The 13,264-nt window shown below is 67.0% G+C and carries 10 protein-coding genes and 2 pseudogenes; 3 read left to right on the forward strand and 9 right to left on the reverse strand.

Translation table 11 applies throughout. The features are described 5' to 3' along the window. From ABEB00_RS35480 to ABEB00_RS35500, 5 genes and pseudogenes are all read right to left on the reverse strand, one after another. Positions 1 to 1,330: pseudogene (locus tag ABEB00_RS35480) on the reverse strand (MFS transporter); the annotation flags it as partial. Between the two features lie 43 nt (positions 1,331 to 1,373). Then, the gene (locus tag ABEB00_RS35485; RefSeq protein ID WP_345624860.1) at positions 1,374 to 1,958 is read right to left on the reverse strand and encodes a TetR/AcrR family transcriptional regulator; all 585 of its coding nucleotides are present in this window, start codon (positions 1,956 to 1,958) and stop codon (positions 1,374 to 1,376) included. An 80-nt stretch (positions 1,959 to 2,038) separates the two neighbouring features. Then, positions 2,039 to 2,185: a hypothetical protein gene (locus ABEB00_RS35490; RefSeq protein ID WP_345624861.1), complete on the reverse strand. Its 147-nt coding sequence runs from the start codon at positions 2,183 to 2,185 to the stop codon at positions 2,039 to 2,041. A gap of 52 nt (positions 2,186 to 2,237) precedes the next feature. Further along, positions 2,238 to 2,438: a DciA family protein gene (locus ABEB00_RS35495; protein WP_345624862.1), complete on the reverse strand. Its 201-nt coding sequence runs from the start codon at positions 2,436 to 2,438 to the stop codon at positions 2,238 to 2,240. A gap of 79 nt (positions 2,439 to 2,517) precedes the next feature. Next, on the reverse strand, positions 2,518 to 2,766 hold the full coding sequence (locus tag ABEB00_RS35500) for a hypothetical protein (RefSeq protein ID WP_345624863.1): 249 nt from the start codon (positions 2,764 to 2,766) through the stop codon (positions 2,518 to 2,520). A 187-nt stretch (positions 2,767 to 2,953) separates the two neighbouring features. On the opposite strand from ABEB00_RS35500, the gene ABEB00_RS35505 reads away from it, so the two are divergent. The 3 genes from ABEB00_RS35505 to ABEB00_RS35515 all read left to right on the forward strand — a co-directional run bounded on the left by ABEB00_RS35505 (position 2,954) and on the right by ABEB00_RS35515 (position 4,691). Next, on the forward strand, positions 2,954 to 4,252 hold the full coding sequence (locus ABEB00_RS35505; protein ID WP_345624864.1) for a hypothetical protein: 1,299 nt from the start codon (positions 2,954 to 2,956) through the stop codon (positions 4,250 to 4,252). Between the two features lie 67 nt (positions 4,253 to 4,319). Beyond that, positions 4,320 to 4,469: a nuclear transport factor 2-like protein gene (locus ABEB00_RS35510; protein WP_345624865.1), complete on the forward strand. Its 150-nt coding sequence runs from the start codon at positions 4,320 to 4,322 to the stop codon at positions 4,467 to 4,469. Positions 4,470 to 4,499: 30 nt separating this feature from the next. Continuing rightward, on the forward strand, positions 4,500 to 4,691 hold the full coding sequence (locus ABEB00_RS35515) for a nuclear transport factor 2 family protein (RefSeq protein ID WP_345624866.1): 192 nt from the start codon (positions 4,500 to 4,502) through the stop codon (positions 4,689 to 4,691). Positions 4,692 to 4,889: 198 nt separating this feature from the next. Here the strand turns inward: ABEB00_RS35515 and ABEB00_RS35520 are convergent, their stop codons facing one another. The 4 genes and pseudogenes from ABEB00_RS35520 to ABEB00_RS35535 form a co-directional block, all read right to left on the reverse strand. Further along, on the reverse strand, positions 4,890 to 5,351 hold the full coding sequence (locus ABEB00_RS35520) for a hypothetical protein (RefSeq protein WP_345624867.1): 462 nt from the start codon (positions 5,349 to 5,351) through the stop codon (positions 4,890 to 4,892). Between the two features lie 110 nt (positions 5,352 to 5,461). Further along, a complete protein-coding gene (locus tag ABEB00_RS35525) occupies positions 5,462 to 6,121 on the reverse strand; it encodes a hypothetical protein (RefSeq protein WP_345624868.1) in 660 nt (219 codons plus the stop codon). Positions 6,122 to 6,202: 81 nt separating this feature from the next. Further along, a pseudogene (locus ABEB00_RS35530) lies at positions 6,203 to 7,218 on the reverse strand (IS5 family transposase). A 40-nt stretch (positions 7,219 to 7,258) separates the two neighbouring features. Continuing rightward, a complete protein-coding gene (locus ABEB00_RS35535) occupies positions 7,259 to 13,159 on the reverse strand; it encodes an RHS repeat-associated core domain-containing protein (RefSeq protein WP_345624869.1) in 5,901 nt (1,966 codons plus the stop codon). Positions 13,160 to 13,264: the final 105 nt, after the last annotated feature.

Raw genomic sequence — 13,264 nt, forward strand, 5'->3', positions numbered from 1 at the left:
GTAGACCCGCCCGGCGGGGTACGCCGTGTCCAACGGCAGCGAAGATGACGGTGGGGCCCAGTTCCATCGCGGTGTTCATGACGCCGCCCGCGACTCCGGTCTGCTGCGGCTCCACCCCGTCTGTCGCGAGGACAGCAGCCCCCGCGAAGCTGGCGGCTCCGCCCGCCGGCAGCGTGAGTAGGCCAGGAAGGAGTCCATACACATACGGGCTATGCGGTGCCAGACCGGTCAGTGCGAGCAGCGCGAGACCCGTCGCGGAGAGAGTGAGTCCGGAGGTGGTAACGGCCGATGCTCCGTACCTGGCAATGAGCCGGCCTGTCATACGACCCGTTACGAGCAATGCCACCGCGAAGGGAACGAAGGCGGCGGAAGTCTGCAGCGCCGACCAGCCGCGGTCCTGCTGGAGATGCAGCGAGAGCAGGACGAACGTCGTGGCGGTCCCGGCAGCGGTCAGACCAATAGCGGCCAGCGCGAGGGCGCGGCGGTGATCGCGGAGGAATTCGAGGGGGAGCAGAGAATCATCGGCGCGGCGCTCAGCGGTTAAGAACCCTACGAGGAGCGCAGCTCCGACAAGCAGGGGTGCAAGGACGGCCGACGATCCCCAAGGATGCACATCGGTGACAACGAGGCCGTAGCTGACCAGGGCGATTCCGGCAGTGGCGAGAAGCGCACCAAGCGGATCCAGGGAGCGGCTTCCCCCGCCCGGGGTTGGGGGAAGCATCCGCGGTGCGAGGACGAGGGCGAGAGCGCCCACTGCGACCGGGACGGCGAAGGCCAGCCGCTAGGACGCGAGCGCCGAGATGACCCCGGAGAGCAGGTTCCCTGCGGTCGCGCCCACGACCGAAAGCCCACCCCAGGTGACCATCGCCCTCCCATACGCGGCAGGTTGGGGGAAGACCGCCGGTAGCACGGCCATGGCGGCGGGCGCGGTCAGCGCCGCACCGACCCCTTGCCCGAAGCGCGCGGTGAGCAGCGTCTCCGGACCCGGGACGAGCAACGCGGCAAGGGACGCCGCAGTGAACACAAGCAGCCCGGCGGAGAGGCCACGTCGCCCACCGAACCGGTCGGCGACCCGGCCGCCGAAGAGAAGCAGTCCGGAGAAGGCCAACCCGTAAGCGGCGCTGAGGAGAATCAAGTCGCCCCGGTCGAGGGAGAACTCGCGGCCGATCCGAGGTAGCGGCACGGTGAGCGAAGTGAGCGCGAAGATCAGCGATAACTGTACGATGCCGAGCAGCGCGAAGGCAGGGCCGGGCGCCGTCGATGCGCCCGCGGGGGTCGCGTTCCACCTCTGCGTGACGGTCATTTCTCCCGCGGATTCTTGACTGACCATTCTGTAATTAGCCCCTGAAGGCCCTTCGCAGAGGTACTGCTGCTCAGTCCAGCAGCGACAGTGCCTGCTCGGCCGCGTCCCGCACCCGGCCGGGGTCGTCCGACACCTTGCCGACCACCCGCAGGCCTTGCATCAGCACCAGCAGCATCCGTGCGAGCGTCTGCGGATCGCGATCAGCGGACAGTTCGCCCTGTGCGCGGGCTCGTACCAGCGCCGAGTGCAACAAAGTCTCGATGTGGGCCCAGCTCGCCTCGACCCGGCGGGCCGCCACCGGGTCTTGCGCACCCAGCTCGGTCGCAGTGTTGGTGACGAAGCACCCTTTGCCACGCTGATCGTTGGAGCTCGCCTCGGCCGCGAAACGCCGTACCACCGTCCGTACGACTGGCAGTGCCGGGCCCGGCTGTGACAGTTCGCACAGAAGACCCGCATCTTGGCTTTCGTTGTACCGGTCCAGCGCCTTCAGATAGAGCTTGTGCTTGCTGCCGAAGGTCGCGTAGATGCTGGCGCGCCCGATGCCGAGGCGTTCGACAAGGTCCGCCATCGAGGTCGCCTCGTAGCCACGCTGCCAGAACAACTCCAGGGCTGACTGCAGTGCGGCGTCCGGGTCAAATTCCTTGGTTCTGGCCACAGTCGAACTCTAGAAGATATTGAAACGATCGGTCAAATATTTCTGAGCTAACGGCGTCACCAGGGATGCTGCCCGCATGCTCATCTCAGGCATGCCTGGTGCATCACCATCACTCGTAGTTCAGAGAAGGACGGGCGCAGGTCCAGATGGCCCGTCTCCGGGTGGAAGGCGGTCGCCTGGGCGTGTGTGGCCAGCTTCGGGGAGAGAGCGGCCCGATGGCCGGTCACTGGTCCAGGATGCTTCCGCCGGCTGCCGGGACGTTCCAGGCCCGGTTGGCCATCAGGCCTTGGAGCACGGCGGCGAACCCGGTCGGCTCCCGGTCGTCGTCCCGGTCCGGCGTTTCGCCTTGGGGGTGCCGGACTCCCCGAGGGCCTTGGCGGCCTCGCGAGCCTGGTGCAGCGCGACCCGGGCCAGGTCGACGCCCGACAACTCCAGGGCCGGCTGCTCGCTGCTGCTGGTGGTGTTCAGGGTCTTGGTCATCACGGCCCCCTGCCGGCGTCTGACGGTCATCAGCGAGCTGCTGCGGGGTTCTGGCCTCGCTGCCCCGCATCCCTGAGGCTCACGTCCTGATGGTGTCCGTACCTCGCCCCCTCAGGGCCCCGGACCAGTGCTGCTGAGACCGGATCCGTGCCCAATGCCCGGCGGCCCGTCCGGCGGGCGGACGCGTCCGGGTGTTCTCCCCGCGCCCGGGGCCGGCGCCCGGCCGCGCCCACTCCGCCGACAGCAGCCGGGGCGCTGTCTCCATCGTGGCCGCGGTGGTGTCCGGGGTGCCCGGACCGGTGTCGAGACGGCGGCGCGGGGTGCTCATGATGCGAGTGTCTTGGACAGTCCGACCGACATCCTGCCGGTTCGGACATCAGTCCCGATCCGGCGAATTTCAGCCTGTATGACCGCTGTTCTCGCGCCAGTTGAGGCGATCTTCCCTCGCGGCGGAGTCCCCACGCGGCAGCATACGCAGCGAACTCGCACGACTACCGAACGCGACGGAATGGAGAATGATGGTCTCCCGCCAGCCGAACCCGGACCTCACCAACACCTTGACGATGCTCCACACCGCCGTCATGCACACGGACAAGAACCTCCGGGACGCGCTCGACAAGAGCGTCGAGAAGCTGGAGTCGGCCGGCCGGGCCGCCCACGGGGAGACTATGAAGGAGGTCGTCGACGAACTCGGCCGGATGCGCGCGAACTTCCGCGACGTCTACAACAAACTGAATTCCAACGGAGAGTCGCTCACCAGCGCCGTCCACGACGTCGTCGCCCAGCTGCGCACCGAACTGCGGGAGGTCCGCGCCGTACTCGCGGACTCCACCCCGGCCGCCCCTCCCCCGCCGGCCGACCCGTCCTCCGGCGCCCTGGCCCCGCGGGAGGCATCCGGACCCGAGAGCGGCCACACCAGCACCACTCCGGTCACCACCCTCACCGGACCGGACGGCCCCCCGGAAGACAATCCCCTCCACCCCGCCATCCCGGCGCAGCGCATCGGTGACCAGGACTCCTCACCCGGCCCGGCACTGTCCCTGGACGCGCTCCGCCAGGCCGTCCGCGAGGCCCTCACCGACTTCCTCAAGGACCCCGCCCCCGCGTCCGGCACCCTGAACCCCTCCGGCGCCAGTCCTGCCGGCGACCAGCCGGACGTCCCCGGCCTGCCGCGCGAAGCGGCCGGGGACTTCAGGCAGGAGGTCGGCACCGCCCTGGAGGACACCCGGTCCGCGCTCGCCTCCCTCCAGCAGGAGATCGCGGCCATGCGCGCCACCGTGGACGATCTGCGGCCCCAGCCCGACGCCACCGCCGAGACCACTGCCCCTCAGGTCACCGAGGAGCACCGCACCCTGCTCAAGACGGCGGCCCGGGTCTCCTCCGCGAGCCTGCTGTGCCACCGCGACATCTGGGAATTCATCACCGCCCACGCCGGACGGCACCCGCACTTCCGCGTACCGCCGCAGGTCGCCGACGAGGGAGACGAACGGATCCGCGCCGCGCTGTCCGGCCGCTCCCTGATCGCCTTGCTGATCAGTCTGCACTCCATCACGCACACCGCCCGCGACGGCGACGGCGACCAGGAGCTCACCGCCACCGTGTACGAGCGGATCGAGGAGAGCCTGACCGCCCTCACCCCCAACGGCCAGCCGGTCACCATCACCCTCGACGACCGCACCGCCCCCGCCCCGGGACTCACCGCCCCCGAAAGCCGCACCGACGCCGGCGGCGAACCGGACAACCCCAGCACTCCACCGTCCTCCACGGAGCAGAACACGGACCCCGGCGAGGAAGCCGTCCCCGCCACCAGGTGAACGGCACCGGCACGGCACCCGCGTCTGCCCACTGGCGAGTGCCGGGCCGGGAGAGGCCGAGAAGTTCGTGGAGCGCCTCGGCAAGCAGGACCCCAACGGCATCCAAGAACTGTTCGCCGAGGAGATCGACTGGTACGTCCCTGGCAGTGACACGCTGTCCTGGACCGGGCGCCGTACCCGCCGGGAGGAGGTCGCGCCGTACTTCAGCACGATGTAGCCGCACTTCGAGCCCGGCAAGAGCGAGGTCGTGCTGGAACGCGTCATCGTCGACGGTGGTGACGTGGTGCTGCTGGCGGTGGGGACGCACACCGTCCTGGCCACAGGGACGGAGTTCACCACACTGGCGGCCATACACCTGATGGTCGACGACAACCGGATCGTCCGCCTGCACCTGTACGAGGACACGCTGACCGTCGACAAGGCGTTCCACGCCGGCTGAGCGGTGAGCGCTCGGGGCCCCGCGGTCACGGGGTCCCTGGCGGCCGGGACCTCGCGTTCGCCGGGTCCCGGGCCGGCCAGCGCCCACCGGATCGGCATCCCGGAAGGGGCGCGGAGCAGATACAGAGCCCAGTGCCGTGCGACACCGCCGTACCGGCTCCTGATTCGTGCAGTGGTTGGAAGGTGCCAACTTCAGGCGTTACCTCAGGTCGGCAAGCATTCCGACCAGTTTCGAGTGTGCAGGATTTCTGCGAAATGCCGGAAAATTCTGCACAATACACTGCAAAAGCTCGCCACAGAATTCAATAGCCCCAGAAAAGAACTCACCGATTTCGCATAGTCCGTGCAGCGAATCCCAAGAACGGACTACAGAGACGTCTAGGCCTGACGGTGCGAACTGAACTACCATGTCATTCTCGGTGAAGGTTACTTTTCCAATATTCCCTTTCCGGACATCCGAGGCGGCAATGAGTATGCAAAATATAAAGTCGATGGCTGGGGTTCCAGGGAATTCCTCGGTTCCAAACCCTTTTACGGTGAGACTTACGTCCGTTTCGAAATATTCATAACGCAGATCCATTTCACTGGCCGACGCGAGTTGTTCAATCTGCTGCGGCCTCGGCCGCTTCATTGATTCTGAAGAAAAGGAGATTTTAAACATGAGATTCCCAAAGTTTGGATGTGATGCTTTTGGTTTTGTACTCTTAGGTGGCCACCGGAGCCCGCACCTGAGGATCGATGCGGGCCGAGTGCGGCTGGTAGCGGATTTTATCAGGGGACGGGGTGGGCTGTCCTCAGGCTGCCGTCATTATTGAGCACTACCCTGATTCCGTAGGCCCTATTAGATGCCAGCCCTCGACTTTGCATTCGACTCAAAATTCCAACCCCATCCGACCCTGCGTTCACTCTGCCCTCGTAAGCGTAGCCGTCACGCCCGCCATCACTGTTATCTCTTGCCGGATTGTTTTTCACAACCTGCTGGATCCACTGCTGCACCTTCCTCCCTTTCCCCAGGAATGCGCCCTTGGTTTCGGGATTATACAATTCGCCGCCGATTCTGTGCCGCTCTAGGACGTGCTGCCAGCCATCGTACTTATCTGTCTTCCAGATGATATCTGGGTTCTGCGCACCGAGGTCTGGAGCCTTACCGCTCCCGGCGGCGCTGTCCGCGCTAGCCTCGTTAAATGCCTTACCCAGTCCGTTATTGATACGCCCGACGCCGTCCTTCACGCCGAACGCGCCAACACCGATTCCAGCCGCGCCGACCGCAGCGATGGGAGCGCCGGCTAGACAGCCGATCCCGGTAAGGCACAGGCCTAGGGCACCTTCTGTGACTCCTGCGCTGAGGCCCATCAGGGCCAAGCTGCCGCCGGTTTCGGCGGCACCCCACCAGACTTCCGGCTGCGTGAAGATTGATGAGCCGTAGTTCACTACGGTGTCTACGGCACCTTTCAGCCAGCCTGCGAAACCGCCGCTATCACCATCGCTACTAGGGGCTGTTGGGGGTTCGGATCATGTGGTTGAGGTGAGCTGCTTGAGCCACATGAGCGATCCCCGGAGGTGAAGTCCTGCCTCATAGCTTTCGGGGGACTTGTCATAGCGGGTGGCGAGCCCGCGCCAGGTCTTGATCTTCTGGAAGCAGCGCTCCACGGTGTTGCGCTGTTTGTAGCGGTCCGCGTCGAAGGCGACGGGCCGGCCGCCGGCCGATCCCTTCTTCCGGCGGTTGGCAGCCTGGTCGTTCTTTTCCGGGATGACTGCGGTGATCCCGCGTCCGCGCAGGTAGGCACGGATGGCCTTGGACGAGTAGGCCTTGTCGGCGGCCACCGCCCCGGGCCGAGTGCGCGGGCGGCCACTGGGCCCTGCGACACGGATCCGGCCGAGTACCACCTGGAACTGCGGGCAGTCCGCCGCCTGGCCAGGGGTCAGCACGAGCACCAGCGGCAGTCCCGCCGCGTCGACCGCGGCGTGGACCTTGCTGCTCAGCCCGCCTCTGGACCTGCCCAGCCCGGCCGCCTTCTTCCGTGTCCGGCGACGGCGCCGTGCCGCGGACCGCTCCCGGCCCTCCTGCGAGTCGCCCGCACCGGGCACCGACGGCGGCACATCACCCGCAGGACCGGTCCCTGCTCCGGCAGCGGAACCCCCTTTTCCTCGGTCAGCGCCTGTTCGAGTGCGTCCAGGGTCTCCCCGGCGATCGCCAGACCTGCCGATTCGTGATGGGCCCGCACGACCGTGGAATCCACACTGACCAGTTCCAGCCCGACCTGCCCGCGGGCAGCGGCCTCAGCGATCAGACTGTCCATCAGCGCCTGGAACACCCCGGCCTTCGACCAGGCTCTGAACCGCGAGTACACCGTGGACCAGGGCCCGTAGCGCTCCGGGACATCACGCCAGCCACTGCCGGTGCGAAACCTCCACAGCACACCGTTGAACTGATCCCGCACCCGCCGAGGCAGCGGACCCGTCGCCGCCACCGGCAGACGCCCTTCGATCAACGCCCACTCGGCATCCGTCACATCAAAACGCGCCACGCACGAGTTCTATCAGCCCAGGCCAGCACACCAGCGAGCCTCACAAAAATCCGAACTTCAAACAGCCCCTAGTGCTACCTATTCCGGTGGCCCCACCACTCGCCTGTGCAGTCCCACCACTATGAGTTCCCCAACCGGGTGCGACGCCGCCGCCGGTGGGGTCGCCGTTCTTGGAGAGGCTTCCGTCTCCGTGGGTGACAACGCCGCTGCCGCAGCCGACGTCGAAGCCTGGGCCGCAGGCGAGACCTAGGCCGGTGGGGTCGCTGTGGCTGACGGGATTTTGGACGGCGTAGCTGTAGCCGTTCAGCGTCTGGTGCTTGTCGACCTCCAGCAGCGGGTCGACGCTGATGAACTGGCCGGTGGTGGGGTCGTAGTCGCGGGCGCCGATGTGGGTGAGGCCGGTGGTGATGTCTTCGGTCTTGCCGAGGAAGCGCTTGTCATCCGGCCAGGTGGTGGGAGAGGTGCCGCGTGTGGCGCCGAAGGGGGTGGTGTAGCGCTTGGTAATGGCCCAGGTGGTGGCATCCAGGGTGAGGCCCGCGATGCCATGGGGATCGCTCGCGAGGAAAGCCAGTTTGCTGCTGCTGGTGCCGGCGGTGCTGGTGCGTACTGCGATGGTCTGGCTGCCGGCGGTGTAGTAGCGGGTGCCGGTTAGGGTCTTGGTGGTGCCCTTAACTGTCAGGCGGACTTCGGTGTCGCCCAGGTAGAGGATGGTGTCGCCATCACCGATGGCGCGGCGGATGAGGAGGTTGCCGTCGGCGTCGTAGAGGTAGTTGGTCTGCTTGGTGTCCTCGGTGAGGCCGGCGAGGTGGCCTTCGCTGTTCCAGACGAGGGTCTGAGTGGTACTGGTGCCGGGGCGGTGGGTGGTGTTGCCGGTCTTGTCGTAGGTGTAAGTAGCCTTCGTGGTGCCTGATGTGGTGGTCAGGGGGTGGGGCTGGCCGGTGGTGGTGCCGTAGGTGTAGTCGGTGGTTTGGGTGCCGGTGGTGGTGTTTTGGGTTTCGGTGTTGCGTTGTCCGGCGTCGGTGTAGGTGTAGGAAGTCCAGTAGGGGGCGGCGCCGCCGAGGTTGGCGGTGGTGCGTGCGCTGGTGGAGCAGTCGGCGGTCTTGGGGGTCCATGCCTGCGTCAGGCGGCTGTAGCCGTCGTAGGTGAAGCACTGGTTGTCGGCCTGGGCGGTGCCGCCGAGGGTAGCGGCGTCGCTGAGGGAGGTGACGTTGCCGACGAGGTCTTGGGTGACGTGGAGGTCCTGCGGCATGTAGCCGTGTGTGTCGTCGGTGACGTAAGACCTGGTCAGGCGGCGGGTGCCGGTCTCGTAGGCATAGTTGAGGTAGGCCTTGCGGGCGGAGCTGGTGTCGTCCGTGCCCACGGTGAGCGTGGTGGGGTCGCCGAGTTCGGAGTAGGCGGCGCCCAGGAGGTAGCCGGTGGTGCCGGTGACGGTCTTGGGGTTGCCGAGGGTGTCGTAGGCGGGAGTGATGCCCTCGGAGGGCAGGCCGGCGACGGCCGGGTCGCCGATGCCGGACGGCAGATTGGCGGCGTTGTACGAGGCGTCGAACTTCAGTGTCTGCGGAACACCCGCCGTCACGAGGGGGTCGTCGGCGGGGAGGGTGATCTGGCTGGCGGTGGCGTTGTAGAGGCCGTCGAACTTGGTGGTCTTCTGGATGTAGGCCTTGCCGCTGGTGCCGCCGACGTAGCGGGTGGCGGTGTCTTGTTGGCCCTTGGCGACCTGGTCGTAGCCCCAGTGGGCGAGCTTGTTCGCGGCGGTGTTGTCGATCTGCCATAGGTCGGTCTTACGGCCGAGTGCGTCGTAGGCGTAGAGGAGCTTGCGGTTCTCCGCGTCCTGGGTCCAGTCGACCTGGTCGAGGGTGTTGTAGTGGGTCTGAGTGGTGCCCTTGTCGGGGTCGGTGGCGGTGGTCTGGCGGCCGTGGAGGTCGTAGGTGTAGGACCAGGCGCTGTTGTCGTGGGCGGTGATGCTCTGCTGCTGGCCGGCGGGGGTGTAGGTGTAGCGGGTGTGGTTGTAGGAGCCGATCGGCTCGGGTGAGGCGTATTGACGGGTCTCAGTGGTCTGGCCGAGGGCGTTGGTGAGGGTGGCGGTGGCCTGGCCGCCGTCGGGGGCGGTCTGGAGGACGCGGTCGCCCTGGTAGGTGGTGGTCGTGGTGGAGTGGAGGACGCTCTTGATCTTGGTTTCACTGGTGACGGCTCGGGCGGCTCCGTCGTAGGCCGTGTCGACCTGTATCGGGGCCTGGCCGCCTTCGATGGTGGCCGGAGTGCCGGACGGTGCGTTGGCGGCGTCCCAGATGTCACTCAGAGTCGAGTCGGCCAGGCCACGGGCGTCGTACTGGGTCAGGGCAACGATGCGACCACCGGAGGGGGAGGGGGTCTGAGTCTCTCGTGCGCGCAAGAGGGAGTCGTAGATGGTGTAGGAGGTGTTGTAGCCGGAGGCGGTGGGGGTGAGGGTGCTGGTGGCAACCCAGGACGCCGCTTCGTTGGACAGGTGGTATTCGTACTTGTAGTTCGGTGTGGCGCTGGCGATCCGGAGTCGGTTGGCGAGCCAGGTCTGGGTGACGCGGCCGAGGCTGTCGTACGTGGATTCAGTGATCTTGTTATTGGGGTCGGTGACCTTGAGGGCGGCGCCGGTGGCGAAGTCGAGGACGCTCTTGGTGGTGTAGTTCTTCGCGTCGGCGGCCGCGGTGGCCGTCAGCGGGCCGGTGTCCGTGGGGGTGTAGAGGGTCGTGCTGACCTGTGCGTCGTTGGTGTCCGTGACGACCAGGGGCCGGCCCAGGGTGTCGAAAGTGGTGGTGCTCGCCTTCTGCCAGGTCGGCTGTCCGGTGGTGGTGTAGCCGGTGGCGCGGCCGGCCCAGCGGGGCAGTCTGCGGGTGGGGGTCTGGTCCGCGCTCCAGGTGGCGGTGGCGTCGTAGGTGGTGGCGGCGTCGGAGATGACGTCGCCGGTCTTGATGGAGTCGGCCGGCAGGTCGAGAGAACTGTCGGCGGTGGTGCAGGACTTGGCGGTGGTGCGGGTGCGGGAGACCAGGGAGGTCAGGCCTGCGTCGACGTTGCGGGCGTACCAGTTGCGGGTGCAGGTCTCGTCGCCGCTGACCGCGTCGTCGCCCTGGTCTTCGACGGTGGCGGGCATGCCGTAGTCGTCGTAGGTGGTGGCGGTGGTGCGGGTGCGGTCGGCGGGCTGGCTGCCGCTGGTGATGCGGGTACGGGTGTGAGTGGCGCCGGTACGGACGTAGTAGGCCTCGGTGTCGGCGTAGGACTTGTGCTGGGTGGCAGTCTTCCGGGACCAGGGGTCGTTGATGGTGCCGGTGATCTCATCCGCGCCGTTGTAGGTGACGGTTTCGCGGGTGAAGCCTGCGTACTGATCCGCGTCGGTGAGCGCGGCGGCCTTGATGCCGCTGCTCTTGGCGGTTCGGCGGGCGTCGGGGTCCAGGGTCTTGCCGTCGTCCTTCAGCAGGCGGTCACCGTTCATGCCGCGCATGTAGGCGGTCACGGTTCTGCTCTGGGTCCCGTTGGCGGGGCCGGTGAGATGGGTGACCTTTTCGAAGCCGCGCCATATGGACCAGGTGCGTTCCTTCTCCGGCGTCATGGGGTCGTCGTCGTAGTGCCAGGCGCCGCCGGAGTACTGGTAGGTGTCGGTGATTGTGCCGGAAGCACCCGTCTCGTCGGTGGTGTTGACCGCGGTGACGGGGTACTTCTGGAACCAGTCCAGGGTTGCGTCGACGTCACCACCGTTGGGCCGCCAGAACACGGGGTAGCACGTGCCGGTGTTCTGGTCGGGCCTGGGCATGGTCTGCCCTGCGACGCATTCCGTGGCGGCGTAGTTGACGGCGGTCTTCCCGCCGGTTTCGCTGGTGATGCCGGTCAGGCGCGGCTTGGCGAGCGGGAGGATGTTGTCCTTGCTCCCGTCGACGCGATTGGTGAGGAACTCGTAGGTGAAGGTGACCGGGTCCATCGACAATGCGGTGCCGTGTTCGCCGGTGTGCTGCAGAGACTTCAGTTCCAGGGACTGGTCGGCGGAGTCGCCGCTCTCGCCGGGGTCCGCGTAGGTCTGGGTGAGTTTCCAGGAGTCCACGGGCTGGAAGTCGGCGCTGGGGGTGAGGGCCGCGTTCCAGGCGTAGGTGGTGACGCCGGTCAGTCTTTTACGGGTGAAGAAGGTGGGACCGTTGTTGCCGGTGCATTTGTCGCCGTCCTTGCAGATGGCGTCGAAGGGCACGTCCGGCCAGCGCGGGCTGGTGGACTCTGTCAGCTCGTCGCAGTCGGTGCCTTCGCGGGTGCAGCGCTCGGCGTAGGTGAAGGTGACCTTGTCGGAGGCGGCGGGGGTGGCGGTGAACAGGGATCCGGCCCGCTGGCCGTAGAGGATTTTGGTGAGGTATCCGCCGCGGGTGTAGGCGGTGCCGGTGGAGTCGTCACCGAGGGTGTCGTAGTGGTTGGTCTCGGCCGTGTACCAGTAGCTCATGGCGTTGTCGTTGGTGTCCTCGACGTAGTCGAGGTTCCAGCGCCATGCCTGGGTCTTGGCCCGGTCGCTGAGCGTGGTGCCGCTGCTGTAGCCGGGTTCTCCCGTGTCGTCACCGTAGACGGGCACGGTCCAGACGCTGTTGGTGCGTTCACCGGCGGCGCCATCGAGCTTGTTCAGGCCGAAGACGTATTTGGTGCCGTTGCCGGTGATGACGGTCCAGTACTCGCCCTTGCCGTCGGTACCGGCGTCGCCTTCGTCGCCGTTGTCGGCCCCGGTGGAGTGGGTGACGAGGGAGGCGTCGTCGTCCTTGAGGCGCCAGGTGCCGGTGGTGTCGTCCTTGACGAGTTCGGTGGCCTTTCCGTTCAGGACGAGTGAGGCGTTGTCGTACTTCCAGCACAAGTCGTACTTGTCGTCCTGGCCGTCGTCGTCGCACGAGCCGTACTTGCGTTCGACGTAGGACGAGGTCAAATCGAAGCCCTCACCGATCTGGCTGCCCTGGTTGTTGGTGTTGGCGGTCCGCCCGTCCACACTGCCGGAGTCGTAGGAAATGGCCAGATCAGGTGTGGGACCGGCCGCAGCCGGCGGGGTCTTGAGGGGGTAGTTCCAGGTGAAGGTGCCCGAGGAGCCTCCGGCTTCCCAGGTGGAGGAGGCGGACAGCGCCGTGGCCTTGTAATCGCCGCCGCCGGACTGGGTACCGGCCACCAGTGCGAGCAGTACGGTCTGGCCTTCGGCCGTCGCTGTCGTCGCGCCAGAATCCGAGGTGAAGGCGAGCTGGGTGCGGAGGGTGTGGGTGCCGCGGTCGTTGTCGGTGGCCACCGGGGTCGTCGTACCGCAGGAGGCCTTGCCGGTGCCGGTGAGCGCGCAGTGCGGCAGTTGGTGGGCGGTCAGACGGCCGGCCCAGTCCCCGCCGTAGGCCTTGGAAAAGGCGGAGTAGTCGACTCCCAGCTCCACGGCTCCGCCGCGAGGGCCGGTGACGGCGAGAACAAGGCCCTTGATGCCGAGTGCTTTCGTCTCTTTGCGGCCGAGCACCTTGACCTCGATCGACTGTGCCGTCTTTTTGGTCCGCGCGACAGTGCCGGCGGGCGCGGCCAGGGAGAGTGGCAGGGAGCCCGCCTTTGCCGTGGTTGCGCCGCTGGAGGGCATGGTCAGCGTCGTGGTCGCCGCGGCAGGCCAGGTCACGGTGGCGTCCTGGTCCCGTACGGCGCGGGCGGCGGCCTTCTCGTCGGCTGCTTCCTGCCGAGCGATCTCCAGGGAGGTCGCCGTCTTCTTCGGCTTCAACGGGACCGTCTTGACCGATACCTGCTTCGGCGCGTTCGGGCGGCCCAGAGGCTGAGCGTCCTCGGCGAGAGCGGTGATGGGACTGATGAGGCCGGGCAGGAGGGCGAAGGCAGCGGTGGTGGCGATGCGGCTGGGCCAGCGGCTTCTGCGCAGGGTCAGGGTGAACCGTTCCGGGTTCGGTGGAGACTCGATTCCGTGAAAGGATTGAGTCATGGCACGTCCCTCCTCCTATCCCGTTGAGCTGCGCAAACGAGCGGTCCGTATGGTCGCCGAGGTCCATGGTGACTATCCGAACGAGTCGGCCGCGCTGCGGGCGGT

Source organism: Streptomyces ziwulingensis, assembly GCF_039542605.1.
Taxonomy (GTDB): Bacteria; Actinomycetota; Actinomycetes; order Streptomycetales; family Streptomycetaceae; genus Streptomyces; species Streptomyces ziwulingensis.

What these genes read in the sequence shown, in the direction of transcription:
- ABEB00_RS35495 (WP_345624862.1), bottom strand. Translation starts at nt 2,438, where the DNA reads ATGACCAAGACCCTGAACACCACCAGCAGCAGCGAGCAGCCGGCCCTG.
- ABEB00_RS35500 (WP_345624863.1), bottom strand. Translation starts at nt 2,766, where the DNA reads ATGAGCACCCCGCGCCGCCGTCTCGACACCGGTCCGGGCACCCCGGAC.
- ABEB00_RS35505 (WP_345624864.1), top strand. Translation starts at nt 2,954, where the DNA reads ATGATGGTCTCCCGCCAGCCGAACCCGGACCTCACCAACACCTTGACG.
- ABEB00_RS35520 (WP_345624867.1), bottom strand. Translation starts at nt 5,351, where the DNA reads ATGTTTAAAATCTCCTTTTCTTCAGAATCAATGAAGCGGCCGAGGCCG.
- ABEB00_RS35535 (WP_345624869.1), bottom strand. Translation starts at nt 13,159, where the DNA reads ATGACTCAATCCTTTCACGGAATCGAGTCTCCACCGAACCCGGAACGG.